The organism is Cereibacter sphaeroides 2.4.1 (assembly GCF_000012905.2).
Lineage (GTDB): Bacteria > Pseudomonadota > Alphaproteobacteria > Rhodobacterales > Rhodobacteraceae > Cereibacter_A > Cereibacter_A sphaeroides.
Genome location: NC_007493.2, coordinates 2,507,367 through 2,533,793, shown reverse-complemented (window position 1 = coordinate 2,533,793; position 26,427 = coordinate 2,507,367). Strand labels below are relative to the sequence as shown.

Annotated in this window: 22 protein-coding genes and 1 riboswitch; of the genes, 9 read left to right on the top strand and 13 right to left on the bottom strand. The window is 70.6% G+C overall.

The window, feature by feature from the left end; genetic code table 11:
* Positions 1 to 62: 62 nt before the first annotated feature.
* From cobD to RSP_RS12235, 11 genes are all read right to left on the bottom strand, one after another.
* Complete coding sequence (cobD, locus tag RSP_RS12285; RefSeq protein WP_011338490.1) at positions 63 to 1,037, bottom strand: threonine-phosphate decarboxylase CobD; 975 nt, start codon at positions 1,035 to 1,037, stop codon at positions 63 to 65.
* 9 nt (positions 1,038 to 1,046) lie between these two features.
* Positions 1,047 to 1,880, bottom strand: a complete 834-nt coding sequence (gene bluE, locus RSP_RS12280) for an L-threonine kinase BluE (protein WP_017139952.1) — start codon at positions 1,878 to 1,880, stop codon at positions 1,047 to 1,049.
* A complete protein-coding gene (locus RSP_RS12275; RefSeq protein ID WP_011338488.1) occupies positions 1,877 to 2,293 on the bottom strand; it encodes a hypothetical protein in 417 nt (138 codons plus the stop codon). The genes bluE and RSP_RS12275 overlap by 4 nt, the downstream gene beginning before the upstream one ends.
* Before the next feature lie 87 nt (positions 2,294 to 2,380).
* Positions 2,381 to 2,587, bottom strand: a riboswitch (cobalamin riboswitch).
* Positions 2,588 to 2,808: 221 nt separating this feature from the next.
* Complete coding sequence (locus RSP_RS12270) at positions 2,809 to 3,828, bottom strand: endonuclease/exonuclease/phosphatase family protein (protein WP_011338487.1); 1,020 nt, start codon at positions 3,826 to 3,828, stop codon at positions 2,809 to 2,811.
* A complete protein-coding gene (locus RSP_RS12265) occupies positions 3,829 to 4,512 on the bottom strand; it encodes a molecular chaperone DjiA (protein WP_002720970.1) in 684 nt (227 codons plus the stop codon).
* Between the two features lie 31 nt (positions 4,513 to 4,543).
* On the bottom strand, positions 4,544 to 5,020 hold the full coding sequence (locus RSP_RS12260) for a GNAT family N-acetyltransferase (RefSeq protein WP_011338486.1): 477 nt from the start codon (positions 5,018 to 5,020) through the stop codon (positions 4,544 to 4,546).
* Positions 5,021 to 5,042: 22 nt separating this feature from the next.
* Positions 5,043 to 5,645 (bottom strand): VOC family protein, encoded by a 603-nt coding sequence (locus RSP_RS12255; protein WP_011338485.1) that lies wholly within the window; start codon positions 5,643 to 5,645, stop codon positions 5,043 to 5,045.
* The gene (locus RSP_RS12250) at positions 5,642 to 7,183 is read right to left on the bottom strand and encodes a Ppx/GppA family phosphatase (protein WP_011338484.1); all 1,542 of its coding nucleotides are present in this window, start codon (positions 7,181 to 7,183) and stop codon (positions 5,642 to 5,644) included. Before RSP_RS12250 ends, RSP_RS12255 begins: the two co-directional genes overlap by 4 nt.
* Before the next feature lie 136 nt (positions 7,184 to 7,319).
* The gene (locus RSP_RS12245) at positions 7,320 to 9,506 is read right to left on the bottom strand and encodes an RNA degradosome polyphosphate kinase (protein WP_011338483.1); all 2,187 of its coding nucleotides are present in this window, start codon (positions 9,504 to 9,506) and stop codon (positions 7,320 to 7,322) included.
* Positions 9,507 to 9,565: 59 nt separating this feature from the next.
* Positions 9,566 to 10,246, bottom strand: a complete 681-nt coding sequence (locus RSP_RS12240; protein WP_002720965.1) for a P-loop NTPase family protein — start codon at positions 10,244 to 10,246, stop codon at positions 9,566 to 9,568.
* On the bottom strand, positions 10,243 to 11,319 hold the full coding sequence (locus RSP_RS12235) for an AI-2E family transporter (protein WP_002720964.1): 1,077 nt from the start codon (positions 11,317 to 11,319) through the stop codon (positions 10,243 to 10,245). Before RSP_RS12235 ends, RSP_RS12240 begins: the two co-directional genes overlap by 4 nt.
* A gap of 450 nt (positions 11,320 to 11,769) precedes the next feature.
* On the opposite strand from RSP_RS12235, the gene proS reads away from it, so the two are divergent.
* The 6 genes from proS to uxuA all read left to right on the top strand — a co-directional run bounded on the left by proS (position 11,770) and on the right by uxuA (position 19,747).
* The gene (gene proS, locus RSP_RS12230) at positions 11,770 to 13,107 is read left to right on the top strand and encodes a proline--tRNA ligase (RefSeq protein ID WP_011338481.1); all 1,338 of its coding nucleotides are present in this window, start codon (positions 11,770 to 11,772) and stop codon (positions 13,105 to 13,107) included.
* Positions 13,108 to 13,222: 115 nt separating this feature from the next.
* Positions 13,223 to 14,509: a lipoprotein-releasing ABC transporter permease subunit gene (locus RSP_RS12225; protein ID WP_011338480.1), complete on the top strand. Its 1,287-nt coding sequence runs from the start codon at positions 13,223 to 13,225 to the stop codon at positions 14,507 to 14,509.
* Positions 14,502 to 15,176, top strand: coding sequence for an ABC transporter ATP-binding protein (locus RSP_RS12220; protein WP_011338479.1), 675 nt, complete (start codon positions 14,502 to 14,504; stop codon positions 15,174 to 15,176). Before RSP_RS12225 ends, RSP_RS12220 begins: the two co-directional genes overlap by 8 nt.
* A 58-nt stretch (positions 15,177 to 15,234) precedes the next feature.
* Complete coding sequence (locus RSP_RS12215; protein WP_017139951.1) at positions 15,235 to 15,624, top strand: c-type cytochrome; 390 nt, start codon at positions 15,235 to 15,237, stop codon at positions 15,622 to 15,624.
* Positions 15,625 to 15,707: 83 nt separating this feature from the next.
* The gene (locus tag RSP_RS12210; protein WP_011338477.1) at positions 15,708 to 18,029 is read left to right on the top strand and encodes a Tex family protein; all 2,322 of its coding nucleotides are present in this window, start codon (positions 15,708 to 15,710) and stop codon (positions 18,027 to 18,029) included.
* Between the two features lie 497 nt (positions 18,030 to 18,526).
* Positions 18,527 to 19,747 (top strand): mannonate dehydratase, encoded by a 1,221-nt coding sequence (gene uxuA, locus RSP_RS12205; protein ID WP_011338476.1) that lies wholly within the window; start codon positions 18,527 to 18,529, stop codon positions 19,745 to 19,747.
* Between the two features lie 218 nt (positions 19,748 to 19,965).
* Here uxuA and parE read toward each other — a convergent pair whose 3' ends face one another.
* Both parE and RSP_RS12195 read right to left on the bottom strand, forming a co-directional pair.
* On the bottom strand, positions 19,966 to 21,921 hold the full coding sequence (gene parE, locus RSP_RS12200) for a DNA topoisomerase IV subunit B (protein WP_023003707.1): 1,956 nt from the start codon (positions 21,919 to 21,921) through the stop codon (positions 19,966 to 19,968).
* Positions 21,922 to 22,017: 96 nt separating this feature from the next.
* Positions 22,018 to 22,677, bottom strand: coding sequence for a glutathione S-transferase family protein (locus tag RSP_RS12195; RefSeq protein ID WP_009561746.1), 660 nt, complete (start codon positions 22,675 to 22,677; stop codon positions 22,018 to 22,020).
* 145 nt (positions 22,678 to 22,822) lie between these two features.
* On the opposite strand from RSP_RS12195, the gene RSP_RS12190 reads away from it, so the two are divergent.
* From RSP_RS12190 to RSP_RS12180, 3 genes are all read left to right on the top strand, one after another.
* Positions 22,823 to 24,502, top strand: a complete 1,680-nt coding sequence (locus RSP_RS12190; RefSeq protein WP_029534485.1) for a LuxR C-terminal-related transcriptional regulator — start codon at positions 22,823 to 22,825, stop codon at positions 24,500 to 24,502.
* A gap of 237 nt (positions 24,503 to 24,739) precedes the next feature.
* The gene (gene ppk2, locus RSP_RS12185; RefSeq protein ID WP_011338472.1) at positions 24,740 to 25,750 is read left to right on the top strand and encodes a polyphosphate kinase 2; all 1,011 of its coding nucleotides are present in this window, start codon (positions 24,740 to 24,742) and stop codon (positions 25,748 to 25,750) included.
* Positions 25,747 to 26,388, top strand: a complete 642-nt coding sequence (locus tag RSP_RS12180) for an SAM-dependent methyltransferase (RefSeq protein ID WP_011338471.1) — start codon at positions 25,747 to 25,749, stop codon at positions 26,386 to 26,388. Before ppk2 ends, RSP_RS12180 begins: the two co-directional genes overlap by 4 nt.
* The last annotated feature ends 39 nt before the right edge of the window (positions 26,389 to 26,427 follow it).

Sequence of the window (26,427 nt, the reverse complement as noted above, 5' to 3'; positions counted from 1 at the left end):
GGGCGGAGGCAGCCTGCGGCGCGGCGTCCATGGGGAGATGGGCCCGTTCCCGGAGCGGCCCTCTACCGCATCCCTTCGCCGAAGGCCGCGTCGAGGCGCGCCCATTCCGCTTCGCCACCCGGCAGGCCGAGGCGGATCAGCCGGTCCGACCAGGGGAAGATCCGGCTCCAGATCCGGGCGCGGGCGAGGTGATCCTGCGCCGCACGGGCATCCGGCGTGTCGTAGAGCCGGAAGAGATGCGCCCCGCCCGCCAGCCGCCAGCCCATCCGGGCGGCCAGCGCATCGAGCCGCGGCCCCTCGGCCTCGAGCCGCGCGGTCGTGGTCTCCGCCCAATCTCGGTCGGCCAGGGCCACGGTTCCCGCGGCGATGGCCGGGCCCGAGACCGCCCACGGCCCCGCCATCCGCGCCAGCGCCGCCACATCCTCTGCACTTCCCAGCACGAAGCCCAGCCGCAGCCCCGCCAGCCCGTAGAACTTGCCGAAGGAGCGCAGCACCAGATGCCCCGGCACGCCGGCCTCGGGAGCGAGCGACAGATCGGGCAGCGGATCGCCGAAGCTTTCGTCCACCAGAAGCCGGCCCACGCGGGGCAGGAGCGCCCGGAGGGTTTCGGGCGGGTGGCGGCGGCCGTCGGGGTTGTTCGGATTGACGAGCACGGCGAGATCGGCGCCTTCGAGCGCCGCAAGCTCGCTCACCTCCTCGACCTGCCAGCCCGCGGCGCGGAGGCTTGCCGCATGTTCGTTGTAGGTGGGGCCAAGGACGCGCGCCCGTCCGGGCGGGGTGAGCCGCGGCACGAGCTGGATCGCCGCCTGTGCCCCGGCCACGGCCAGCATCGGCGCCTCTGTGCGGAAGGCCACGCGCGCCGCGGCCAGAAGGCGCGCCTCGGCCGCTGCATCGGGCAGGGCGGTCAGCGCGCGGGCGGGCAGGCGCGGCATCGGATAGGGCACCCGGTTGATCCCCGTCGAGAGGTCGAGCCAGTCCTCGACCGCCCCGCCAAAGAGCGCCGCCGCGCTGTCGAGATTGCCGCCGTGATCGCGCATGGTCCCTCCTCAGGCTCCGCCGATGCGGAAGCGCGTGATGCGGGAAAAGCCCGCGGCCCGCAATGCCCCGGCCGCCCCGCGCGGAACGGCGCCCGGCGGGAAGATCAGCGCGCGGGCGGGGCCGGTGTGGCCGATGGCCCAGCCGAGCGCGCCGAGACCGTGGGCCAAGGCCGCGGTCGGATCCTCCGCCGGGCCGCGCAGCTGAAGGCAGCGCGCGGCCGAGAGGCTCGCGCGGCGCGCCACGCCCGCGAGGTCGGCCGCGCCCCAGCCCTCGAGAAGGTCCGAGATGTCGGGGAAGGCGAGATCGGCCGGATCGGTGCGCCGGGCGGGACCGAAGAAGCCGCCCACCAGCTCCATCGGCGGCAGGGGCGGCAGCTCTGCCAGCACCCGCCCCTCGCGCGAGGCCCAGAGCAGCCGCTCGGGCCGGTCGAACATCAGCGGATCGCTCGCTCCTTCCGAGGCGAGGCAGGCGCGGGCAACGGTGGCCGGATCGGTCACGCCTGCCGCATGGAGGAGCGCCACCCGCGCCGCGGTCGAGGCGCCCGCCCCGCCGCCCGGCGGCAGGTCGAGCGTCAGGCGGAAGCGGCCGTCCGGCGCGGCTCCGCCAGAGGCCAGCAGGTCGCAGAGCGCGGGCAGCGTCAGCATCTGCGCCCCGGGCTGGTCGAGGGCCAGCGGACCCGGCGCCCGGATCGCCTCGGCGCCGAGGCCGGGGCAGGGCAGGGTCACCAGCGCGAGCGGCCCGTCGGGCCCGAGGCGGCCCTGCAGGAACTCGCCCAGATGGCCCGCCACCCGCGCCCGGCGGATCGCCTCCGCAGGCGCCCTGAGGCCCGCCGCCAGCGTCAATGCAGTGCCGCCTCCCGCGGGAGCGGGCGGGCCGGGGCGGCGCGCTCGGGCGCGGGCTCCGGCGCCGAGGCGAGCACCATGGCCGCGGGTTCGGCAGGCAGCGTGCCGGTGAAGGAGCCGCCGCCCTCGATCATCTCGGCCAGCCGCACGAGGCCCGGCGACCAGTCTCCGGGCTCGAGGTCGCAGAAGAGCTGGAGCCCGCCCGCCGTTAGCCGGAAGAGCGCCGTGCAGGGCCGGATGCAGCCCGTGAGCCGCACGCAGCCCTGCATTTCGAAGTCGGGTCCCATGAGCCCTTGGGTGCATCGGGCCGAGCTGGCCAGATGCTCGACCACCGCGAGGCCCTTCAGGCAGGGTTCCTTCCGGTGTCGGCATTCGGTGAGGCTGTAGGTCCGTCCGTTCCGCGTCACGATCATCGCGCCCTCCGCGCATCTTGGGAGCGGGCAGGCGGAGGGGCGGCGCCCGTGCGCACGCGCCCTGCGCCCGGGACACCCCGCCCGGCTGTTACAGGTCCGTCGACGGCAGGTCTCCTGACTCGCGGGTCTGGGCTTGTCCCGCCCTTCCCGGCCTGTCCTGGGCCAGTGGGCATGATGGGACGCGCTCGCCGCCTACAGTTGCGGGGGCAGTCGCGGCTTGGGGCCTGTCAGGCCCGCACCGCATTCCCTCTTCGCCCGGAGCTTCCTCCGGGAACCGTCGCCCGCACCTTCCGTCTTTCCCGCCCCGCGCGCAAGGCCCGCCGGATCGCAGCGGCTGCGCGTCGCGGGGCGCGGGAGGTGGCCGGGCGCAATCCGGCTTGCCGGGGTCGCGCGCCCGATAGGGGCGGGGGCGACGGAATCGTCCTCTCGCCGCGGATGCGCCGCCGGGGAGGGGCACGGTCGAGGAGGCTTTGCCGGCGAAGACCTCCTGGCCTAGAGCGCAGCGCCGGGAGGCGTCAGAGGTCGATGTCGAGCGTGACCGGGAAATGGTCCGAGGCTGCGAGGAGGGCCTGCTGCAATTCGGGGGTGCGAAAGCAGTTCGGATCGTTCAGCGGGTGCCAGATCCGCCAGCGGGGCGATTTCGCCGCCAGATCGGCCGAGACCATGATGAAGTCGAGCAGGGCCTCGAAATACTGCTGTTCCGGGGCGAGCCAGAAGCGGGCCGAGCTGGGCTGGATGCCCACCCGCTGCGTGAGCGCCATGCGCGCGTGGGGCTCGTGCAGGCGCAACTCGGGAGGCTCCTCGAGCCCGAGGACGATCTCGATCCCCGACCGGCCGAAGAGCTTCTCATATTCGTCGAGACCGGGGCCGTCGTTGAAATCGCCCATCACCATCACGCTCTGGTGCCGCGCGAGGAGGCCCGCCACCCGCCTGCGCAGCCAGACGCATTCGGCCAGCTGCTGGCGGCGGTTCTGAATGCCGATCCGCACCGCCTCGGCCGGGTTGCGCGCGCCGTGCGGGGCCTTGGACTTGGCATGGACGCCGATCACCCGCAGCGGATGGCCGTCGGCCCTGAGCGCAAGCTCGAGCGGCGGCTTGGAGAAGCGGATGGCCTCGGGCGTGGCATCCACGTCTATGTCGAAGCGGAACACCTCGTCGAACCGGGGCGCCCTGGCGCTCGACTGCGGATCGTGATGGGCCTCGATGCGCGAGGGGTCGTAGAGGAGCGCGATCTCCTGCTCGGTCTCGCTGGGAAAGCCCAAGACGGCGCGCGAGGCGCGCAGGCCGAAGGTGCGCGCGAAGGTCTCGAGCGCCTTCACCGTCGAGCGGCGCCGGCTCTGGTTCGGCGCCTCGATGACCATGATCGCGTCGGCATCGAGGGCGGTGAAGACGATGCCCAGCGATTCGATCTGGTTGCGGCGGGTGATCTCGTAGCGGCCCGACAGTTCGTTGTCGGTCCTGAGCCGCCCGTGGTCGTCGAAGAGCCCGTTGAACCATTCGACATTGTAGGTGGCGATGCGCAGCGGGCGGGCCATTCAGGCCGCCTGCTTCGCGCTGATCTCCTCCCAGGCGCGGTTGATGTCGACCAGCCGCCGCTCGGCGAGCCTCACCGCCTCTTCCGGCACGCCGCGGGCCACCATCCGGTCGGGATGGCAGTCGCGCACCGCCTGCTTCCAGGCGCTGCGCACCTCCGAGATCGGCGCGTCATGCTCGACCCCCAGCACGTCGTAGGGGTCGCGCGGCGCATCGCTCACGAAGCGGGCGCGCAGGGCGCGGAAGCAGCGGTCGCCGATCCCGAAGATCCGGGCGACCTCGGTCAGGAAGGCGTCCTCGTCGGGATGATAGCTCCCGTCGGCCACCGAGATGTGGAAGAGCCCCTCCATCAGATCGATGAGGATCCGGTCGTCGCCGCGGAACATCCCCTTGATCTTGCGGGCATAGGAATCGAAGCCCGCCACATCCTGCCGCGCGAGGTTGAAGACGCGGGCGGCGTTCGCCTCCTCGCCCGGCGGGATCGCGAAGATCTCGCGGAAGGCCGCCACCTCGTCGCGCGTCACCTGCCCGTCGGCCTTGGCCATCTTCGCGCCGAGCGCGATCACGGCAATGGTGAAGGCCACCGACCGCTCGGGCGGGGTGCGCAGGCGGTCGAGCACGGCCGACAGGCTCTCGCCGGAGGCGAGGGCGGCCAGCGCGTCTGTGATGCGGGTCCAGATCGACATGAGGCCAGCATAAACCGCCGATCCGGTGGTGTCAGGAGAGGAATTTCTGCATCAGCACAAGGTCGAGCCAGCGGCCGAACTTGTAGCCCACCTGCGGCAGCACCGCCGTCTCGGCAAAGCCCATCGCCGCATGGAAGGCGCGGCCCTCGGGATTGCCCGCGCTCACGCCCGCAAAGAGCGAATGGGTGCCGCCCGCCCGCGCATGATCCTCGATCGCCGTCATCAGCGCGCGCCCGAGCCCGCGACCACGCGCCGCAGGCCCGAGGATGATCGTGTGCTCCATCGTGTGCCGGTAGCCCACGCCGCCGCGGAACTGGGCGTAGCTCGCAAAGCCCACCGGCCCCTCGCCCGGATCCGCCACGAGGAACGCGGGCCGCGCCGCGATCAGCGTGCGCAGCTCGTCGGCCGATTTCTCCTCGGCGTTGAAGGTCACCAGCGTGTCGCGGATGATCGGGTTCCAGATCGCAAGCAGGGCGGGCACATCCGCAGCCACAGCGGGACGGATCATCGGGAAAGCTCCGGGGTGCGGGTCATGCGAGCAGGCGCGGGCCCTGCGGGCCGTCCAGCGTGAAGCGCAGCGCGGGGAGCTCGTCGGCCAGAAAGGCCACGCGGTCGTCTGCCAGAAGCGGCGCAAGCCGCCGCGCCAGCGCCGGGGCCTCGGGATGGCGGATCTCGATCCGCGCGAGCCTGAGGCCCGCATCGGGCAGAGACGGCGGGCTGCCCTGCCATTCGATCAGCGCCGGGAAGAGATTGTCGAACGGCAGCCGCCCGTCCTCGGGCACGGCCATCCGCCAGCGCAGGTCCCCGCGGCGCAACTCCAGCGGGCGGCCCGCCTCGGGCAAAAGCGCCAGCGCCGCGTCGAGATCCGCGCAGCGCAGGATCCAGTTGGAGGGGCGGGGGCGACCTTCGAACCGGTCGAGGTCGAACCAGCGCGGGAAGGGCGGGCGCGGCGCCGCCGGGTCGGGCGCGATCACTTCGAGGTAGCTGTCGCCCAGCCCCAGCAGCCGGTTGTGCGTGGCCATCAGCGGATGGGCGCCGCCCGGCCCCATGGAAAGGCCCAGAGCCGCCTCGACGGCGGCGGTGCCCTCCGCCAGATCGGTGGCCGCAATCGCCACATGGTCGAGCTGCATCATCCGCTGGTCTTCACCTGCGGCGTCGCATGGAGCGCGGCCGCCAGCGACTTGAACCGCGCCTGCGCCACCTCGCCGTAGAGCGCCGCACCCTCGGGCGTCAGCGTCAGTTCGAGGATCTTCTTCTTCGGCATGAACTTGAGGCTGCCCGCCGTGCTCGGATCCTCGATCGAGAACATCGAGCCGAAACGCATGGCCTTGCCCAGCACCTCCGCCTCGAGGATCTGCTCCTCGCTCAGCAGCCGGAACAAGGGTTCGAGCCGCGAGCCAGAGCGCGAGTTCTTGTAGCGGTGGAGGAGGGCCAGCCCGAGGAAGACGCGGCCGGGATGATCGAGCCCGCCCAGATTGGCGCGGGTCGCGTTGTCGAAGCACATTTCGGCGCGGTAGTCGGGGTGGGCGCGCCATGTCGTGTCGTGGAGAAGGCAGGCGGCCCGGATGAGGCGTTGCCGGTCGGGGGGGGCGTTCTTGAAGAGCGGCGAGAGGAACTGGTGCAGCTTCTTGCCGAAGCCGGGGCTGCGGGCGGAGGTCGCCTCGGCCATGCGCGCGGCCTCGATCAGCGGATCGCGCGCGCGGAGCCGGGGCGGCATCTGCTCGTAGAGCAGACCCTCCCGGATGCCGTAGGAGGAGACGTCGATCTCCTTCGGCCGGAAGATGCGGATCAGCTCGCGCAGCACCTCGACGGCGAGAGGCACAAGCTCCATCCGCTCGGGCGAGGTGCCGGTGCGCACGCGCAGCGCCGCCAGATCGCCCGCCGCGATCCAGTCGAGCGTCTCCATCAGCGAGCGCGGCATCATCCGGTATTCGTGCAGCACCGTCAGCGGATAGCCCCGCCGCTCCATGTCGAGGCGGGCGATCACGCGCCACGAGCCGCCCACGAGATAGATCCGGTCGTGGTCGGGCTGGATCGTCTCCTTCAGCCCCTTGATGATGCCCGAGATATGGGCCTGCCGCTCCTTGGGTGTGCCCTTGACCTGCTGGAGGCGGAAGGGCCCGAGCGGCGAAGTCACGCGGCGGCCGACCTTGCCGTCGCCGATCCGCGCCAGTTCCATCGAGTTGCCGCCGATGTCGCAGACGATGCCGCGCGCGTCGGGCCAGCCCAGAAGCACGCCCTGCGCCGAGAGCCGCGCCTCCTCGTCGCCGTCGATCACCCAGAGCCGGAGGCCGGTCTCGCGCAGGACCTCGGCCTGAAACTCGGGCCCGTCCTCGGCCTCGCGCACGGCGGCGGTGGCGACGACCATCATCGGCGTGACCTTCATGCCGCGCGCCAGCAGCGCGAAGCGCTTCAGCGCGGCCAGCGCCCGCTCGCGGCCGCGGGGGTTCAGCCGGTTGGTCTCGGCCAGCCCCTGACCCAGACCGCACATGATCTTCTCGTTGAAGAAATAGGCGGGGCTGCGGGCCGCGCCGTCGAAGACGACCATGCGCACCGAGTTCGAGCCCACATCCACAACCCCCACGCGCGAGAGCGCGCGGGCCGACGGGTCTTCGAACAGGGGCCTGCCCAACGGGCCGAACTCGTCATGCGGATCCGGGAGGTCGTTCACGGCACATCTCCCGCTTTGGTTGCGGTCAAGGTAATGGCTGAGGAGGCTCCGTCAATGCCGAATGCGGAGGCCGCGGGCCGGACCGCCCGAAGCGAACCCGCCTCCGCGGTGCGGCCGGCCGTCTGCCGGCTCTGCCTCACAGCGGCCCCTCGTCGCGCAACGTGGCGAGGCGCTGCACGTCCTTGGCGCCGGCCGTGCCGCGGCCGGACAGCGAGGGGTTCTCCATGAAGAAGGCGTGGCAGGAGAAGAGAGGTTCGTCGGCCGCGACCGGCGGACGGACATAGCGGCCGTTCGGCTGGAGCAGCCAGCTCTGCGACTCGTCGGCGAGGTTGGCGGCCATGATCTGCCCCACGATCTGCGCCTTCACCGTGGGGTTCAGCGCCTCGACCAGCGTCTCGACCCGGCGGTCCATGTTGCGGCCCATCCAGTCGGCCGAGGAGAAGAACACCCGCGCCTTCTTCGAGGGCAGGCCCGATCCGTTGCCGAAGCAGACGATGCGGCTGTGCTCGAGGAAGCGTCCGACCACCGACTTCACCCGGATATTGTCCGACAGGCCCTTCACGCCGGGGCGCAGCCCGCAGATCCCGCGCACGATCAGGCTGATCTTCACGCCGGCCTGACTGGCGGCATAGAGCGCGTCGATCAGCTCGGGGTCGATGATCGAATTGACCTTGAGCCAGATCTCGGCCGGGCGGCCGGCGCGGGCATGGTCGGCCTCGGCCGCGATCAGCTCGTGCAGGCGGCCGCGCAGGGTGATGGGCGCGATCGCCACATTCTCGAGCCCCGCAGGCTGAACGTAGCCCGAGAGATAGTTGAAGATCTTGGTCGCATCCCGCCCGAGGGCCGGATCGCAGGTGAAGAACGAGAGGTCCGTGTAGACCCGCGCGGTGATCGGGTGGTAGTTGCCCGTCCCGTAGTGGGTGTAGGTCACGAGATTGTCGCCCTCGCGCCGGACCACGGTCGAGATCTTGGCGTGGGTCTTCAGGTGCATGAAGCCATAGACCACATGCGCGCCCGCCCGTTCCAGACGTCGGCTCTGGCGGATGTTGGCGGCTTCGTCGAAGCGGGCCTTCAGCTCCACCAGCGCCGTGACCGACTTGCCCGCCTCGGCCGCCTCGCAGAGCGCCGAGACGATGGGGCTGTCCCAGCTGGTGCGGTAGAGCGTCTGCTTGATCGCCAGCACGTTCGGATCGCTCGCCGCCTGCTGGAGGAAGCGGATCACGAGATCGAAGGTCTCGTAGGGGTGATGCAGCAGGATGTCCTTCTGCCGGATCGCCGAGAACATGTCGCCCTCGTGGTCGGCCAGCCGCTCGGGCACGCGCGGCGTGAAGGCGGGCCAGAGCAGATCGGCGCGCGACGAGATCACCAGCTCCTTCAGGTCGGCCACGCCGATCAGGCCGCGCACCTCGATCACCTCGTCCGAGGTGACGCCGAGTTCTTCCATGATGAGGGCATGCAGCTCCTTCGGCGCACCGGCCGAGATCTTCATGCGGATGACCTCGCCCCGGCGCCGCCGCTTCAGCGCGGTCTCGAATTCGCGCACCAGATCCTCGGCCTCGTCCTCGACCTCGAGGTCGCTGTCGCGCAGCACGCGGAAGGCGCAGTGCCCGCGTTCGCTGTAGCCGGGAAAGAGCATCCCCAGATGCAAAAGAAGCAGTTCCTCGAGCGGCAGGAAACGGTGCTCGCCGGGCTTCGCCGGCAGCTCGATGAAGCGGGCGATCTGCTGCGGGATCGGCAGCAGGGCCTGAAGCGGGCGGCGGTCCGACATGCGCTCGAGTTCGAGCCCGAGCGTGAAGCCCGTGTTCGGGATGAAGGGGAACGGGTGGGCCGGGTCGATGGCCAGCGGCGAGAGCACCGGAAAGACCTTCGAGAGGAAATGATCCTCGAGGTGGCGCAGGTCGCGGGCGGTGAGCTTCGAGCGGGTCAGGATCGAGATCCCCTGCTCCTCCATCTCGCGGCGCAGCTTGTTCCACACCGTCTGCTGGGTCTGCATCAGCCGCCGCGCATCGGCGTTGATGAGCTGAAGCTGCTCGGCAGGCGTCCGCCCGTCCTCGGAGAGCATGAGGTTGCCCGCCCGGACGAGCGCCCGCAGGCCCGCGACGCGCACCGTATAGAATTCGTCGAGGTTGGTGGCCGAGATCGACAGGAAGCGCAGACGTTCGAGCAGGGGAACGCGCGGATTGCCGGCCTCGTCCAAGACGCGCCAGTTGAAGGCGAGCCAGCTGAGCTCGCGGTTGAAGAAGCGCCTCGGTCCCGAGACTTCCTCCTCGGGCAGGGTGACGGGATCGGGGAAGGGGGCTCTCAGGAAATCTGCCGGTGTCATGCTCTCAGCCTCGGTTCGGGTCCGTTTGCCCGCTTCTTGTGACGGTTATGCGACGGATCTCAGTCTGTGGCGGTCAATCCGAGAAGTTCTGCGGCCATCTGGCGCGAGATCGGCCGCCGCTCGGCCAGCGAGCGCGCGTCCAGCGCCGCGACCAGCGCCCGGGCGGCCTCGCAGGACCGGTCCATCCGCGCCACGAGCCAGGGGACGAGCATCCCCGGCACCGCGATCTGCCGGTCGGTGAAGAGCTTCACCAGCATGGCCGAGAGGAGCGCGTCGTCGGGCGCTTCGAGCCGGGTGACGGAGGCGGCCTGCATCCGGCTCTTGAGGTCCGCGAGCCCCAGTCCCCAGTCGCGCGGCGGGCCGGCCGCGGTGATGAGAAGCGCGCCCGCGCGTTCGAGCATCAGGTTGTGAAGGTGGAACAGCGCCTCCTCGGCCGCGCGGTCGCCGCCCAGCCGCTCGGCATCCTCGACCGCCACCGCCCCGTCGGCGGCCAGCGCCGGCAGATCGGCCCGCGCGAGCGCCTCGGCGGGAATGAGCCGTGCCTCGGCCTGGGCCGCCCAGATATGGGCGAGATGGGTCTTGCCCGAGCCCCGCGGCCCCACCAGCACCATCTTGCCCCGCGGCCAGTCGCGCCAGCCGTCGAGGCTCGCCAGCGCGAGCGCATTGGCGGGAGAGATGAAGAAATCCTCGCGGCTCAGCGCCGGGCGGATCGGCAGGTCGAAGGCAAGCTGGCCCTTCACGTCTCGTCCTCGGGGGTCAGCAGATGGGTGCCGCGGTAGAGGCGCGAGCTCGTATATTGCCTTATGCCGAAGCGCGCCAGCACGCCGATGGCGGCCGCCACCGGCACCGCGACCAGCATCCCCACGAAGCCGAAGATCGAGCCGAAGGCCGAGAGCGCGAACAGGAGCCACAGCGGATGCAGCCCCACCGAGCCGCCGACCAGCCGCGGGGTGATGACGTTGCCTTCGAGGAACTGGCCCAGCGCGAAGATCCCCGCCACGAGCCCGATCGAGAGCCAGTCGCCCCAGAACTGGAAGAGGGCAAGGCCGATGGCCAGTGCGCCGCCGATCAGGGCCCCCACATAGGGAATGAAGGTGATGGCCCCCGCGATGGCGCCCACCACGAGGCCGAACTGCAGCCCCACCGCCGCCAGCGCCACGGCATAGAAGGTGCCGAGCACGAGGCAGACCGAGATCTGGCCGCGCACGAAGCCCGCCAGCACCTCGTCGATCTCGCGTGCGAGGCGGCGCAGCGTCGGCGCATGGTCGCGCGGCAGCCAGCTGTCGATCTTGGCCACCATCGGGTCCCAGTCGAGCAGCAGGTAGAAGCTCACCACCGGCACGACCACCATGAAGATCATGGCATTGATGACGCCGTAGGCCGAGGTCAGCAGCGTATTGGCCACCTCGCCGCCGCGCTCCTTGATCGTGTCGCCGATCGAGAGGAGCGTCTGGCGCGCCGTGCTCGTCTCGTCCGAGAGCTGCGGGAAATGATCGAGCAGGAAGGAATGGAGCTGGCGGAAGATCGTGGGGGCCGCGTCGATCAGCGCGGTGAGCTGGCTTACCAGCGTCGGAATGACCGACAGGACGAGCAGCACGACCACGAGGAGCATCGCCACCGAGATGAGGGCCGTGGCCGCCACGCGGCTCAGGCCCGCCCGCTCGAGCCGGTCGGCGATCGGATCGAGGAAATAGGCGATGGCGCCGCCGACGATGAAGGGCAGGATGACGTCGCCCAGCAGCCAGAGCACGAGCAGGAACACGAGGGTCGAGAGCCCCCACCACTTGGCTTGATCGCTGATCGGAAGGGCCATGCCTGATACCTCGGTGATGTCCCGCAGAAATGGCCCATGGCCCCGGTTCATGCAAGGGAAAGGGCTCGGCCAGCGGGAGCGGGTGTCGCGAGAGACCTCCGCTCCGGGAAGGCCCCCGCCGCCGGGGCGGCGCGGACCCTCCGAACGGGGGGCGGCAGGGCCGGGGCGGGGCGGCTCCGAAGCGGCCGGTGCCGCGGCCTCCCGCGCCCGAGCAGCGCGGGCGGGAGGCGCCGACGCAGAGACGGGCGGGGGCAGGCCCCCAACAGGCAGGCTCCCGGACGGGCGGGAGGCTTCGGCCCGGTCCGGGCCGGTCCGCGCGCGCCCCGGCGGGGCGGCCGCGGCGGAAAGCGCGGGCGGAAGGGCGCGGGCGCCTGCGGGCGGCGCTTGCCTGCCCCCGCTGCCTCGCCTAAACCCCTTGCCGAACGTCCACCGAACAGACACGGGGCCCCCATGCGCCTGAGCCGCTACTTCCTTCCCGTCCTGAAGGAGAATCCTTCCGAGGCGCAGATCGTCAGCCACCGCTACATGCTGCGTGCCGGCATGATCAAGCAGCAGGCGGCGGGGATCTATTCCTGGCTGCCGCTCGGCTTCAAGGTGCTCAAGCGCATCGAGCAGATCGTGCACGAGGAGCAGATCCGCGCGGGTCACATCCCGCTGCTGATGCCCACGCTGCAGCCGGCCGACCTCTGGCGCGAAAGCGGGCGCTACGACGATTACGGCGAGGAGATGCTGCGCATCACCGACCGCCACAAGCGCGACATGCTCTACGGGCCCACGAACGAGGAGATGATCACCGACATCTTCCGCAGCCATGTGTCGAGCTACAAGGACCTGCCGCTGACGCTCTACCACATCCAGTGGAAGTTCCGCGACGAGATCCGCCCGCGCTTCGGCGTGATGCGGGGCCGCGAGTTCCTGATGAAGGACGGCTACAACTTCGATCTGGACTATGAGTCGGCGATCCATGCCTACAACCGCCACATGGTGAGCTACCTGCGCACCTACGAGCGGATGGGGCTGCAGGCGATCCCGATGCGCGCGGCCTCGGGCCCGATCGGCGGCGACAATACCCACGAGTTCCTCGTGCTGGCCTCGACCGGCGAGTCGGAGGTGTTCTACGATGCGGCGATCACCGACCTGAAGTTCGGCGACCGGGTGGTGAATTACGACGACCGCGCCGAATGCGAGGCCATCGTGAAGGAATGGACCGCGCCCTATGCGCGGACCGACGAGACCCATGACGAGGCGGTCTTCGGCCAGATCCCCGAAGAGCGCCGCCGCAGCTCGCGCGGGATCGAGGTGGGGCAGATCTTCTATTTCGGCACCAAATATTCCGAGCCGATGGGCGCCAACGTGGTGACCGCCGACGGCAGCCGGGTGCCCGTTCACATGGGCTCGCACGGGATCGGCGTCTCGCGGCTTCTGGGCGCGATCATCGAGGCCAGCCACGACGACAAGGGCATCATCTGGCCCGAGGGCGTCACGCCCTTCCATGCGGGCATCGTGAACCTCAAGCAGGGCGACAGCTCGACCGACCTCGCCTGCGAGGCGCTCTACCGGGATCTGTCGGCCAGGGGGCTCGAGCCGCTCTACGACGACCGGGACGAGCGGGCGGGGGCGAAATTCGCGACCATGGACCTGATCGGCCTGCCCTGGCGGATCACCGTGGGGCCGCGCGGGATTTCGGCGGGCAAGGTCGAACTCACCAACCGCCGCACGGGCGAGAGCGAGGAAATGTCCTCGGGCGCCGCGGTGGACCGGCTGGCGCAGATCTACGCCGGGATCTGAGGGCGCTTCGGAACCGCCGGGGGGCTGTCTGCCCCCCGGGACCCCCCGAGGATATTTGAGCCAGACTGAAAGCAGGCGGGGCGGGCCCTCGCGGCGGACGCGAAAGGATGGACGGATGGCTGACCGGACGCGGCCCTTTGCGGCCTTCGAATGGATGATCGCCTGGCGCTATCTGCGCGCCCGCCGCGCCGAGGGCGGCGTCTCGGTCATGACCTGGATCAGCCTCGTGGGGATCACGCTCGCCGTCTTCGCGCTGATCGCGACGCTCTCGGTCCGCGCGGGCTTCCGCGCCGAGTTCGTGGACACGATCCTCGGCGCGAATGCCCATGTCACCGTCTATTCCGCCGGCCGCATCACCGAGACGGGCCAGCTGATCCGCGGTTTCGAGGACTACGATCCGGTGGCCGCGCGCGTGGCCGCCGTGCCGGGCGTGCTGCGGGCGGCGCCGGTGGTGAAGGGGCAGGTGATGGCCACCGCCAATGGCGCCTCCTCGGGGGTCGAGGTGTTCGGGATGCGGCAGGCCGACCTTGCCACCATCCCGCGCATCGGCATCGGGGCCGAGCATGTGGGAGACATCGAGCGTTTCGACGAGGGCATCGCGCTCGGCTCGGGCGTGGCGCAGGAGCTGGGAGTGAGCGTGGGCGACCGCGTGCGGCTGATCTCGCCCGACGGGGTGAAGACGGCCTTCGGCACCTCGCCCCGCGTCTCGGCCTACGAGGTGGTCTATGTCTTCACCGCCGGGCGGTACGACATCGACCGCACCCGGGTCTACATGCCGCTCGCCGAGGCGCAGAGCTACTTCAACCGCGAGGGCCTCGCCGACGAGATCGAGGTGATGGTCGAGGATCCCGAGGCGGTGGATGCGATGGCGCCCGCGCTGATGCAGGCGGCGGGCGAGGGCTCGATGCTCTGGACCTGGCGCGATTCGGCGGGCTCGTTCCTGCGCGCCCTGACCATCGAGGACAATGTGATGTTCGTGATCCTGTCGATCCTCGTGCTGATCGCCTCGATGAACATCGTCTCGGGGCTCATCATGCTGGTGAAGAACAAGGGCCGCGACATCGGCATCCTGCGCACCATGGGGCTGACCGAGGGCTCGATCCTGCGGGTCTTCTTCCTCTGCGGCGCCTCGACCGGGCTGATCGGCACGGCGGCGGGGGTGGCGCTGGGCTGTCTCTTCACGATCTACATCGATCCGATCTTCTCGCTCGTGAACTACCTCTCGGGAGGCGGCGTCTGGGATCCCTCGATCCGCGGCATCTATGCGCTGCCCGCGAAGCTGCAATGGGCGGATGTCTTGTCGGCGGTGGCGCTGTCGCTGGGCCTGTCCTTCTTCGTCACGCTGATCCCTGCGCGCCGTGCGGCCCGCATGAACCCGGTCGAGGCGCTGCGCTATGAGTGAGATGCTGGTTCTGGACGGGCTGACCAAGGCCTACAACCGGGGCCGCCCCGGCGAGGTGACGGTGCTGCGGGGCGCCACGCTCTCGGTGGGCACGGGCGAGGTGGTGGCGCTGGTGGCGCCCTCGGGGGCGGGGAAATCCACGCTGCTCCATATCGCGGGGCTGCTCGACACGCCCGACGAGGGGCGCGTGGCCATCGGCGGGACCGAGATGGCGGGGCTGGGCGACCGGGCGCGGACCGGGACGCGGCGGCGCGAGGTGGGCTTCATCTACCAGTTCCACCATCTCCTGCCCGAATTCACCGCGCTCGAGAATGTGGTGCTGCCGCAACTGGCCAATGGCGTTTCCCGGCGCGGGGCCGAGGCGCGGGCGCGCGACCTGCTGGGCCGCGTCGGTGTTGGCGCGCGGGAAGGACACCGGCCGGCGGCGCTCTCGGGCGGCGAGCAGCAGCGCGTGGCCTTCTGCCGGGCGCTCGCCAACGCCCCGCGGCTGCTTCTGGCCGACGAGCCCACGGGCAACCTTGATCCCGGCACCTCGGATCAGGTGTTCGGCGTGCTGATGGATCTGGTGCGCGGAACCGGCCTCTCCGCCCTCATCGCCACCCACAATCTGGAGCTGGCCGCCCGGATGGACCGGGTGGTGCGGCTCGAGGCCGGCCGGGTCGTCTGATCTGCGTCAAGGCCGCCGGCCGGCCGGGGTGGTCATCTGGCCCGAAAGGGAGGATGCCATGAGACATGCCTTGATCGCCCTCGCGGTGCTGCCGCTTGCGGCCTGTGTGGCAGCGCCCGGCGTGCCCACGGGGCGCGCGGATTTCAGCGTGCTCTGCGCCGGGTGCCACGGCGCCACGGGCCACGGCGACGGCGAAATGGCGGCGCTGCTCGACCGGAAGCCTGCCGACCTCACCACGCTTTCTGCCCGCAACGGCGGCCGCTTCCCCGGCACCCGCGTCATGGCGCAGATCTGGGGCTATGCGAAGACGGGCGACCGGGTGATGCCCGAGTTCGGCCCGCTTCTCGACAGCGAGACGGTGCCCTTCGACGGCGGCGACGGGATCCTGACGCCGACGCCGATCCGGCTCGTTCAACTCGAGCAGTATCTGCGCACTCTTCAGCAATGAGCCGCGGAGGGCGGGTGCGCGGTGCTTCCCTTGGCGGGCGGGCGGGACTATGGTCCGCCTCCCACTGACCAGAGCCGGACCCCATGAGCACCGACGCCATCCGCCGCATTCCCTCGCTGATCGCCGCCGAGATCGCGGCCCGTCCCGATCAGGTCGCGGCCGCCATCGAGCTTCTCGACGGCGGCGCGACCGTGCCCTTCGTCGCCCGCTATCGCAAGGAGGCGACGGGCGGCCTTGACGACACGCAGCTGCGCACGCTCTCCGAGCGGCTGGCCTATCTGCGCGAGCTCGAGGCGCGGCGCGAGACGATCCTCGGCTCGATCCGCGATCAGGGCAAGCTCACGCCCGAGCTCGAGGCGCAGGTGGTGAAGGCCGCCACCAAGTCCGAGCTCGAGGACATCTATCTGCCCTACAAGCCGAAGCGGCGCACAAAGGCCATGATCGCGCGCGAGAATGGCCTCGGGCCCTTGGCCGAGGCGATCCTCGCCGACCGTGCGGCGGTGCCGGCGGAGCTGGCGCAGGCCTATGTCTCCGAGGCGGTGCCGGACGTGAAGGCGGCGCTCGAAGGGGCGCGCGACATCGTGGCCGAGGGGCTTGCGGAGAATGCCGACCTGCTCGGCCGGCTGCGCGCGCACATGAAGCAGGTGGGCCGTATTTCGGCGAAGGTCGTCGAAGGCAAGGAGGCCGAGGGCGCCAAGTTCTCGGACTATTTCGCCCATTCCGAGGCCTGGGCCACCGCGGCGGGCCACCGGGTGCTCGCCATGCTGCGGGGGCGCAACGAAGGCGTGCTGACGCTCGATCTCGAGGTCGATGCCGATGCGGCCCGCGGCGAGAGCCCGGCCGAGCGGATGGCCGGCATGGCGCTTCAGGCGGCGGGGAAGGGGCCGGGCGATCAGTGGCTGCGCGAGGCGGCTTCCTGGGCCTGGCGGGTGAAGCTCAGAACCTCGCTGACGCTCGACCTGATGGCCGAGCTGCGCGAGCGGGCCGAGGCCGAGGCCATCGGGGTCTTCGCGCGGAACCTCAAGGATCTGCTGCTGGCGGCACCTGCGGGCGGCAAGGTCACGATGGGGATCGACCCGGGCATCCGCACCGGCTGCAAGGTGGCGGTGGTGGATGCGACGGGGAAGGTTCTGGCCACCTCGACCGTCTATCCGTTCCAGCCCAAGAACGACCTGCGCGGGGCGCAGATCGAGCTGATGAAGCTGATCCGCGCCCATGGCGTGACGCTGATCGCCATCGGCAACGGCACCGCGAGCCGCGAGAGCGAGAAGATGGTGGCGGACCTTCTGGCGGCGCTGCCGGGCGACGCGCCGAAGCCCGTGAAGGTGATCGTCAGCGAGGCGGGCGCCTCGGTCTATTCGGCGAGCGCGCTGGCGGCGGCCGAGTTCCCCGATCTCGACGTCAGCCTGCGCGGCGCCGTCTCGATTGCCCGCCGTCTGCAGGATCCGCTGGCCGAACTGGTGAAGATCGAGCCGAAGTCGATCGGCGTGGGCCAGTATCAGCATGATGTGGACCAGCACCGTCTGGGGCGCTCGCTGGAGGCCGTGGTCGAGGATGCGGTGAACGCGGTGGGGGTGGATCTGAACACGGCCTCGGCGCCGCTTCTGGCGCGCGTCTCGGGCGTGGGGCCGGGGCTGGCCGAGGCCATCGTGCAGCACCGCAACGCGAACGGTCCCTTCGCGAAACGCCGTGACCTGCTGAAGGTCGCGCGTCTGGGCCCCCGCGCCTTCGAGCAGGCGGCGGGCTTCCTGCGCATCCCGGACGGGACCGAGCCGCTCGACGCCTCGTCCGTTCACCCCGAGGCCTATGATGTGGCGCGCCGGATCGTGGCCGCCTGCGGGCGCGACCTGCGCAGCCTGATGGCCGAGCCGCAGCGGCTGCGGGCGCTCGACCCGCAGGACTTCACCGACGAGCGCTTCGGCCTGCCGACCGTGAGGGACATCCTCGCCGAGCTGGAGAAGCCCGGCCGCGACCCGCGCCCGACCTTCAAGACCGCGACCTTCACCGACGGGGTCGAGGAGATCTCGGACCTGAAGCCGGGGATGCTGCTCGAAGGGACGGTGACCAACGTCGCGGCCTTCGGCGCCTTCGTCGATGTGGGGGTGCATCAGGACGGGCTCGTGCATGTGAGCCAGCTCGCCGACCGCTTCGTGAAGGATCCGCACGAGGTGGTGAAGGCGGGCGACGTGGTGAAGGTGCGGGTGGTCGAGGTGGACGTGGCGCGCAAGCGCATCGGCCTCACCATGCGCAAGGACAGCGCCGACGCCCGCGCGCAGGCCTCCGAGCGCCGGAGCGCCGAACCGCCACGCAAGGGCGGCAAGCCCCTGCCCCGGCAGGCCGCACCACGCGAGACGAGCGCGGGCAACCCGTTCGCGGACGCGCTGAAGGGCCTGCGTCGGGAGTGAACGAAGGGCTCTCGCCGGGGCCGCGGCAGGCCCGACCGGGCTTTGGGCGCCGCCGCCTCGGCGGATCGTCCGGCGCGGGAGTGGACCGCTTCTGCTGTCGAGAGCCAGCTCCGCCCGCGCGACGGGTCCGTCCGGGCGGAGCGCATCTCTCTCGGGGCACCGTGCCGCGCAGGAGTTGACAGCCGCAACAGGTGCGACCCTGCGAGGGGCGGGAGGCAGGTCTTCCGCTGCTGGGGCTGCCGGACCATCGGCCTCTTGGCGATGGGTGCCGCATGCCGTGGCGCGGCGCGGGTGACCGGGCGGGAGCCTCATGAGGGCTGACCTCGGATGCCGACGGACCGGTCTTCCTTCGGCGGACAGGTGGACGGGCCGACGGGCAGGTCTGGAAGCGTCGGGCGACTGCGGGGCGGGTGGGGGATTTCCGCGGAGCTTTGTGTCCTCTCTTGCAAACTGGCATACTTGCATATTAGTTTGGGGTGCTCAGCGGGAGGACGGCGATGCGGCAGACATGGCGGTGGTTCGGACCGAAGGACCTCGTGTCGGTGGACGACATGCGGCAGGCGGGGGTGGAGGGCGTCGTCTCGGCGCTGCATCACATTCCCACCGGCGCGCTCTGGACGCCCGAGGAGATCGCCCGCCGCCAGCGCGAGATCGGGGTGATGCGCGACGGCGCGGCCTCGGGCCTCAACTGGGAGGTGGTCGAGAGCCTGCCCGTCTCCGAGGACATCAAGAAGCAGAAGGGCGACTGGCGCGCCCATCTCGAGACCTGGAAAGCCTCGATGCGCAATCTCCGCGCGGCGGGGATCGAGGTCATCTGCTACAACTTCATGCCAGTGCTCGACTGGACGCGGACGGATCTCGCCTGGCGGCGGCCGTCGGGCGCAACCTGCATGCGGTTCGACCTGACCGATTTCGCGGCCTTCGACATCCATATCCTCGAGCGGCCCGGCGCGGCCGGGGAACTGCCCGCGGCGGTGGTCGAGGAGGCGGCGCGGCGCTTTGCCGAGATGGACGGGACCCGCCGGTCCGAGCTTGCCCGCAACGTGGTCTTCGGGCTGCCGGGGGCGGCCGAGCAGTTCACACTCGACGATGTGCGCCGGCACCTGTCGGACTATGCCGCCATGCGCCCCGAGACGCTGCGCCGGCATCTGGTGGACTTCCTGTCCGAGGTGGCGCCGCTCGCCGAGGAGCTGGGCGTGCGGCTCTGCTGCCATCCCGACGATCCGCCCTTCCCGCTGCTGGGCCTGCCGCGGGTCATGTCGACCGAGGCCGACTATGCCGCGGTGATGGAGGCGGTGGATCTGAAGGCCAATGGCATCACGCTCTGCACGGGCAGCCTCGGCGCACGGGCCGAGAACGACCTGCCGGGGATGATGGAGCGGCTGGGCGACCGGGTGCATTTCCTGCATCTGCGCAACGTGACGCTGGAGCGGGACGGGGACGCGCTGCGCAACTCCTTCTTCGAGGACGGCCATCTCGAGGGCGGCACCGACATGGTGGCGATGATCGCGGCCATCCTCGCCGAGGAGCGGCGGCGCGAGGCCGAGGGGCGCACGGATATCTCGATCCCGATGCGGCCCGACCACGGGCAGGACATCCTCGACGACCTCGGCCGCAAGGGCCAGCCGGGCTATCCTTCGATCGGGCGGCTGAAGGGGCTGGCCGAGCTGCGCGGGATCATGACGGCGCTCGACCATCCGCTGGTGCGCGGGGCCTGACGGGCGGCGCCCGGAGCCGGCCGCCGGGGGCTGGCGGCCCCCGGACCCCCGCGGATATTTGGGCAGAGTGAAAGACGGGCTGGCGGTGGGCGGGGCGGCCTGTGGCGCGCGCGGGGTTCAGGGGCCGGGCGCGCCGCGGAGGGGATCCGGCGCGGCCGGGAAGAAGAGGCTTCGGGGCGCGATGCGGCGCAGGGGCCTCGGGGCGCCGCCGGGCGGGGTCAGACGTCGAGTTCCTCGACGAAGCGCGCATTCTCCTGAATATACTGGAAGCGCAGCTCGGGCTTCTTGCCCATCAGCCGCTCGACCAGATCGCCCGTCTCGCCGGGCTCGTCCTCGTCGATCGAGACACGGATGAGCTTGCGCGTGGCCGGGTTCATCGTCGTGTCCTTGAGGTCCTTGGCATCCATCTCGCCCAGCCCCTTGAAGCGCTGCACGTCGATCTTGCCCTTGCCGCCGAGGCCCTTGGCCATCCAGAGTTCCTTCTCGACATCGTCGGCGACATAGAGCCGCTTCGCCCCCTGGGTGAGGCGGTAGAGCGGCGGGCAGGCGAGATAGAGATGGCCGCGGTCGATCAGCGGGCGCATCTGGGTGAAGAAGAAGGTCATCAGCAGCGAGGCGATGTGGGCGCCGTCCACATCGGCATCGGTCATGATGATGATCTTGTCGTAGCGCAGCTCGTCGATGTTGAAGCGCGTGCCCATGCCGGTGCCGAGCGCTTGGCAGAGGTCGTTGATCTCGGCATTGGCGCCCATCTTGCCCGAGGCGGCGCCCAGCACGTTCAGGATCTTGCCCCGGAGCGGCAGCAGCGCCTGAGTGGCGCGGTCGCGCGCCATCTTGGCCGAGCCGCCGGCCGAGTCGCCCTCGACGATGAAGAGCTCGGTCCCGTCGCGGGCGGTGGCGGAGCAGTCGACGAGCTTGCCGGGCAGGCGCAGCTTCTTGGTGGCGGACTTGCGCTGCGTCTCCTTCTCCTGCCGGCGGCGGAGGCGCTCTTCGGCGCGCAGCACGAGGAAATCGAGGATGGCGCCGGCCGATTTCGTGTTGGCCGCGAGCCAGTTGTCGAAATGGTCGCGGACCGCGTTCTCGACCAGCTTCGAGGCCTCTTCGGTGGCGAGCCGGTCCTTGGTCTGGCCCACGAACTGCGGCTCGCGGATGAAGACCGAGATCAGCGCCGAGCCGCCCGCCAGCATGTCGTCGCGGGTGATCTGGTCGGCCTTGCGGTTCTTCACGAGTTCGCCATAGGCGCGGATGCCCTTGAGGATCGCCGACCAGAAGCCGCTCTCGTGCGTGCCGCCCTCGGGGGTGGGGACGGTGTTGCAGTAGGACTGGATGAAGCCGTCGCGCGCGGGCGTCCAGTTGATCGCCCATTCGACCGAGCCCGGCACGCCGAACTTCTCCTGAAAGCCCACCTTGCCGGCAAAGGGGCGCTCGGCATAGGTCGAGGCGCCCGAGAGCTGTTCGGCGAGATAGTCGCCCAAGCCCCCGGGGAAGTGGAAGACGGCCTCCTGCGGGGTGTCGCCGTCGGGGATCGCGGATTTCCAGCGGATCTCGACGCCTGAGAAGAGATAGGCCTTGGAGCGGACCATCTTCATCAGCCGTGCGGGCTTGAACTGGAGATGGCCGAAGATCTCGGGATCGGGGTGGAAGGTGATCGTGGTGCCGCGGCGGTTCGAGGCGGCGCCCACCATCTTGACCGGCCCCTGCGAGATGCCGCGCGAGAAGCTCTGCACCCAGAGCTCGCGGTTGCGCGCCACCTCGACCCGGAGCGTGTCCGAGAGCGCATTCACCACCGAGGCGCCGACGCCATGGAGGCCGCCCGACGTCTGGTAGGCCTTGCCGGAGAACTTGCCGCCCGCGTGCAGCGTGCAGAGGATGACCTCGAGCGCCGACTTGCCGGGAAATTTCGGATGCGGATCGACCGGGATGCCGCGGCCGTTGTCGCGCACCGTTACGGAATGGTCTGCATGGAGCTCGACCTCGATGCGCGTGGCATGGCCTGCAACCGCCTCGTCCATCGAGTTGTCGAGGATCTCGGCCACCAGATGGTGCAGCGCCCGCTCGTCCGTGCCGCCGATATACATGCCGGGGCGCTTGCGGACGGGCTCGAGCCCCTCGAGCACCTCGATGGAGGAGGCGTCATAGGTTTCCGGCTGGCCGGAGAGAAGGTCGTTGGCCATGGCTGCTCGATTCTTTCTGGACGATTGGAATAGCAATAGAGCATCCCGCAGAGGGGATACGCAAGATCTGGGGCCGGAAGGAGGCCGGCGCGGCGCCTATTCGGGCTCGGCCGCGCGGCGTTCCATCATCAGGCGGAAGGCCGGGCGCGACTGGCAGCGGTCGAGCCAGGCGGCGACGGCGGGGAAGGGCTCGAGCAGCGCCGGATGGGCCTGGCCGTAGCGCAGCGTTTCGGCGAGGTTCAGGTCGGCCACGGTGAACCGGCCGCCCACGAGATAGTCCTCGGCCGCGAAATGCCGTTCGAGTCGGGCGAGCGGACGGCGCAGCCGTTCGGCGGCGATGGCGATCGCGGCCTGTCCCTCGGGGCTCGTGCCGCCGCCCGACCGCTGGATGAGCTGGATCTCGAGGGCGGGCGGCTCGACGGCGGTGGCGGCGAAGAGCGACCAGCTGACCATCAGCGCATCCTCGGGCTCGCTGCGGGGGCCGAGCTGGCCGCCCTGGGTGCGCGCGATGTGGAGCGTGATGGCCAGCGACTCGGTGAGGATCAGCCCCTCCTCCTCGAGGCAGGGGATCTGGCCCAGCGGATTGACCGCGAGATAGGCCGCAGAGGCCGTGTTCAGCGGCGCCTCCGGCCCATGGGGATGGGCCACGCGGTTCGCCTGGATCACGGGCACATGCTCGAAGGGCAGGTCCAGCTCGGCCAGAAGCCAGAGCGGGCGCGAGGCGCGCGAGCGATAGACGCCGTAGATCTTCAGCATGGACTTCTCCTTGATCGGCCCAGAGCCTAGTCGGTCGGCGGGCCAGAGGAAAGACCTGCGACCCAAGCGCCCATCCGGGAAGCCCCGGATGGAGGGCGCCTGGCGGCCGTGTCACGAGCGGCGCCGAGACAGGCGAAGGCGCGGAATGACAAGGCTGTGGGAGAGCGGGAGCGGGGAGGCCGAGGCGGCGCTGGTGCATCTGGCCTACGAGCTGGCGCTCGATCCGCAGCGGTTGCCGGACTTCGCGCGGCTCTGGCAGCAGCGGCTGCAGCGTGAGCCGGACCCTGTGCCGGAGCTCGAGCGTCACTTCGCGCGGGCGGCCCGGATCCTCGGCCGGCTGCCCTGCGGCGAGACCGGCTCCGCCGAGGCGGTGCTGGCGGGCATCCTGCGGGTGCCGGCCTTCCTGAGCGACGGGGTGGTGCGGATCGCCGCCTGCAATCGCGCCGCCGAATCGGCCTTCCGCATCGCGGGCGGGGCGCCGCTCGCCGCGCTGCCGTTCGAGCCGGCGGATGTGGTGGCGCTTTCCTCCACGATCCGGCGGGTGGCGCGCCGGGCCGAGCCCGCCCGCAATCTCCGCCTCCGCTCGACCGCGACCGGGGCGACCGCGGTGCTGCGGGTCTGCCCGGTCGAGGGGACGGAGGGGCGGGCCCGCGCGCTGGTGCTCGCGACCGAGCCGGTCTGGCCGGACGGGTTCGGCGGCTTCCTGCAGGGAACCTTCGCGCTCACCCCGGCCGAGACCGACATCGTGCATGGCCTGACCCTCGGCCTTCCGCTGCGCGAGATCGCCACGCTGCGCGGCCGCTCGGTCGAGACGGTGCGCACCCAGCTGCGCTCGATCCAGCAGAAGACCGACACCCATTCGCAGCCCGAGCTCCTGCGGTTGGTGCTGGGGCTGATGGATCTGGCGCTCGCGCCTCCGGAGGGGGCGCTGCCGGCGCCGGGCGGGCGGCTTCTGGAGCCGCTGGTGCCGCAGGCGCTGCTGCTGCCGGAGGGGCGGCGGCTCGAATGGCTCGAATTCGGCGATCCGAGCGGCACGCCGGTCCTGCATCTGCATGGCGAACTCAGCCTCGCCCGCTGGGCTCCGGCGGCCGAGCGCGCGGCGCGGGCCCGCAGCCTGCGGGTGATCGTGCCTATCCGGGCGGGCTACGGCCGGAGCGATCCGCTGCCCGCGGGGGCGGGGATCGCCGAGGGCGGGGCGCTCGATATCGCGGCGCTGGCGGACCATCTGGATCTGCCGCGCGCGGCGATCCTCGCGCTCGGATCCGATCTGGCGGCGGCCCGGATGCTTGCCCTGCTGCGCCCGGGGCTGGTCGCGGGCATCCTCGTTTGCGCGGCCGATCTTGCCGGCGGGCCGGTGACGCGCTGGCCGGGCTTTCTGGCCGAGACGGCGCGGCACTCGCCCGAGGCGCTGGCGCTGATGGTGCGGGCGGCCTTCGCGCTGGCCGCCCGGCGGGACCGAGAGGAGTGCCTGCTGGCGGCCTGCGGCGGGGCGGTGGCCGACCGGCTGGTGCTGCGCGGGTCCGGCGTTCGGGCGGCGCTGATCGCGGGCAGCGCCTTCGCCCTCGGGCCCGGGATCTCGGCCCATGCGGCCTTCGCCCGCAACCGTCTCGAGGCGGGCAGGGCGCTGCCGCCACATCCGCCGCAGGTGCCGATCCGCTTCCTGCAAGGCGAACTCGACCCGCTCGCACCTCCGGCGGAGGTCCATCGTCTGGCCGCCACTCTGGCCGGGGCAGAGGTCGAGACCCTGTCTGGGTCCGCGCGGCTCCTGTTTCTTGAGCGGTGGGAGGTCGTGATCGACCGTCTCTGCGGCATTGTTGCCCACTGAGGCGCGGCGGGAAACCTTTTACCGCAGATGGAGTATGCGCGGAATCTTGCCCGCCGATAAGGAGGGCCCGCAAGACTTTTTAACTTCTCGTTCATGCGCAGCATTGTTTCCCGCGCTGGGGGTGGCGGATAACGCCACCCCCTTATTATTTCCTGACCAGCTGGCTAAAATGACCCTGGTCAATTTCATGTTTAACGATCTGTCGATAAATTGGCGGAATGCCGGAAAGGAGATGCCATGGCCGAAGACCGCGCGATGCCCGTGATGCCGCCTGCCGCAGACGCGGCCGAGGCGGTGCCTGCCGCCCCCACGGCCCTGCCGGAAGAGGGGCCCGCAGGGCCCGAGGCCCCTCTTCAGACGCTGCACGGACCGCGCCATTTCCCGGCCGTGGATGCGAATGCGATACGGCAGGCCTTCGAGGGCGGGCATTATCCCTATCCGCGCCGGTTGGGCCGCGTGGTCTACGAGGCCGAGAAAGCCAGATTGCAGGCCGAACTGCTGAAGGTGCAGATCTGGGCGCAGGAGACCGGGCAGAAGTTCGTCATCCTGATGGAAGGGCGCGACGCCGCCGGCAAGGGTGGCACGATCAAGCGCTTCATGGAGCATCTCAATCCGCGCTATGCCCGCGTCGTGGCCCTGACCAAGCCCGGCGAGCGCGAGCGCGGCCAATGGTTCTTTCAGCGCTATATCGAACATCTGCCGACCGCGGGCGAGATCGTCTTTTTCGACCGCAGCTGGTATAACCGCGCGGGCGTCGAGCGGGTGATGGGGTTCTGCACCCCCTCGGAATATCTCGAATTCATGCGCCAGGCGCCCGAGCTCGAGCGGATGCTGGTCCGCTCGGGGATCCGGCTCTACAAATACTGGTTCTCGGTGACGCGCGACGAACAGCGCGCCCGCTTCCTCGCCCGCGAGACCGATCCCCTGAAACGCTGGAAGCTCTCGCCCATCGACAAGGCGAGCCTCGACAAGTGGGACGATTATACCGAGGCGAAGGAGGCGATGTTCTTCTACACCGACACGGCCGATGCGCCCTGGACCATCGTCAAGTCCAACGACAAGAAGCGCGCGCGGCTGAACTGCATGCGGCACTTCCTGTCGAGCCTCGACTATCCGGGCAAGGACCCGGAGGTGGTGGGCGTGCCCGATCCGCTGATCGTGGGACGTGCGGCGCAGGTGATCGGCACGGCGGCCGACATCCTCGACAGCGCCACGCCGCCCGCGCTGCGCAAGCCGCGTCAGGGATGAGCCTTGGCCGGCTGTTCGATCCGGTGCACTATCGGCGCATGTGGGATGAACGCTACCGCAGCGCCGATTACCTTTTCGGCAAGGAGCCGTCGGCCTTCGCACTGCGCGCGGCGGCCCTCCTGCCCGCGCGGGCCGAGCTTCTCTGCTTGGGCGACGGGGAGGGGCGGAACTCCGTGTATCTGGCCGGGCTCGGGCACCGGGTGACGGCGATGGATCTGTCGGAGGTGGCGCTGGCCAAGGCCCGGACGCTCGCGGCCGAGCGGGGCGTGGCGGTCGAGCTGCACCACGCCGACGTGGCGCAATGGGACTGGAGCCGGCCCTTCGACGCCGTGCTGGGCATCTTCATCCAGTTCGCCCCGCCCGCGCTCCGGCGCGAGATCCATGCGGGCATCGCCCGCGCGGTGCGGCCCGGCGGGCTGGTCCTCCTGCACGGCTATGCGCCGCGTCAGGTGGGCTACGGGACGGGCGGCCCCTCGGCGGCCGAGAACATGTATGAGCTGGCCGATCTCGCGGCGGACTTCCCGGGCTGGGAGCGGCTCGTGGCCCGCGATGCGGATGAGGAGATCCACGAGGGCCGGGCCCATGCCGGTCTTTCCGCGCTGGTGGATTTCGTGGCACGAAAGCCTCTTTCTGCCTGATCGCGCGGCGCTCGCTTGATGAGGATGCTGCGGCGGGCT

Bases quoted from the DNA above. Each gene is read 5' to 3' on its own strand.
- cobD (WP_011338490.1), bottom strand. From the start codon at position 1,037: ATGCGCGATCACGGCGGCAATCTCGACAGCGCGGCGGCGCTCTTTGGC.
- ppk2 (WP_011338472.1), top strand. From the start codon at position 24,740: ATGGCCGAAGACCGCGCGATGCCCGTGATGCCGCCTGCCGCAGACGCG.
- RSP_RS12260 (WP_011338486.1), bottom strand. From the start codon at position 5,020: ATGATCCGTCCCGCTGTGGCTGCGGATGTGCCCGCCCTGCTTGCGATC.
- RSP_RS12195 (WP_009561746.1), bottom strand. From the start codon at position 22,677: ATGCTGAAGATCTACGGCGTCTATCGCTCGCGCGCCTCGCGCCCGCTC.
- RSP_RS12225 (WP_011338480.1), top strand. From the start codon at position 13,223: ATGGCTGACCGGACGCGGCCCTTTGCGGCCTTCGAATGGATGATCGCC.
- RSP_RS12275 (WP_011338488.1), bottom strand. From the start codon at position 2,293: ATGATCGTGACGCGGAACGGACGGACCTACAGCCTCACCGAATGCCGA.
- RSP_RS12270 (WP_011338487.1), bottom strand. From the start codon at position 3,828: ATGGCCCGCCCGCTGCGCATCGCCACCTACAATGTCGAATGGTTCAAC.
- proS (WP_011338481.1), top strand. From the start codon at position 11,770: ATGCGCCTGAGCCGCTACTTCCTTCCCGTCCTGAAGGAGAATCCTTCC.
- RSP_RS12210 (WP_011338477.1), top strand. From the start codon at position 15,708: ATGAGCACCGACGCCATCCGCCGCATTCCCTCGCTGATCGCCGCCGAG.
- RSP_RS12245 (WP_011338483.1), bottom strand. From the start codon at position 9,506: ATGACACCGGCAGATTTCCTGAGAGCCCCCTTCCCCGATCCCGTCACC.
- RSP_RS12220 (WP_011338479.1), top strand. From the start codon at position 14,502: ATGAGTGAGATGCTGGTTCTGGACGGGCTGACCAAGGCCTACAACCGG.
- RSP_RS12265 (WP_002720970.1), bottom strand. From the start codon at position 4,512: ATGTCGATCTGGACCCGCATCACAGACGCGCTGGCCGCCCTCGCCTCC.
- uxuA (WP_011338476.1), top strand. From the start codon at position 18,527: ATGCGGCAGACATGGCGGTGGTTCGGACCGAAGGACCTCGTGTCGGTG.
- RSP_RS12255 (WP_011338485.1), bottom strand. From the start codon at position 5,645: ATGATGCAGCTCGACCATGTGGCGATTGCGGCCACCGATCTGGCGGAG.
- parE (WP_023003707.1), bottom strand. From the start codon at position 21,921: ATGGCCAACGACCTTCTCTCCGGCCAGCCGGAAACCTATGACGCCTCC.
- RSP_RS12180 (WP_011338471.1), top strand. From the start codon at position 25,747: ATGAGCCTTGGCCGGCTGTTCGATCCGGTGCACTATCGGCGCATGTGG.
- RSP_RS12190 (WP_029534485.1), top strand. From the start codon at position 22,823: ATGACAAGGCTGTGGGAGAGCGGGAGCGGGGAGGCCGAGGCGGCGCTG.
- RSP_RS12235 (WP_002720964.1), bottom strand. From the start codon at position 11,319: ATGGCCCTTCCGATCAGCGATCAAGCCAAGTGGTGGGGGCTCTCGACC.
- RSP_RS12215 (WP_017139951.1), top strand. From the start codon at position 15,235: ATGAGACATGCCTTGATCGCCCTCGCGGTGCTGCCGCTTGCGGCCTGT.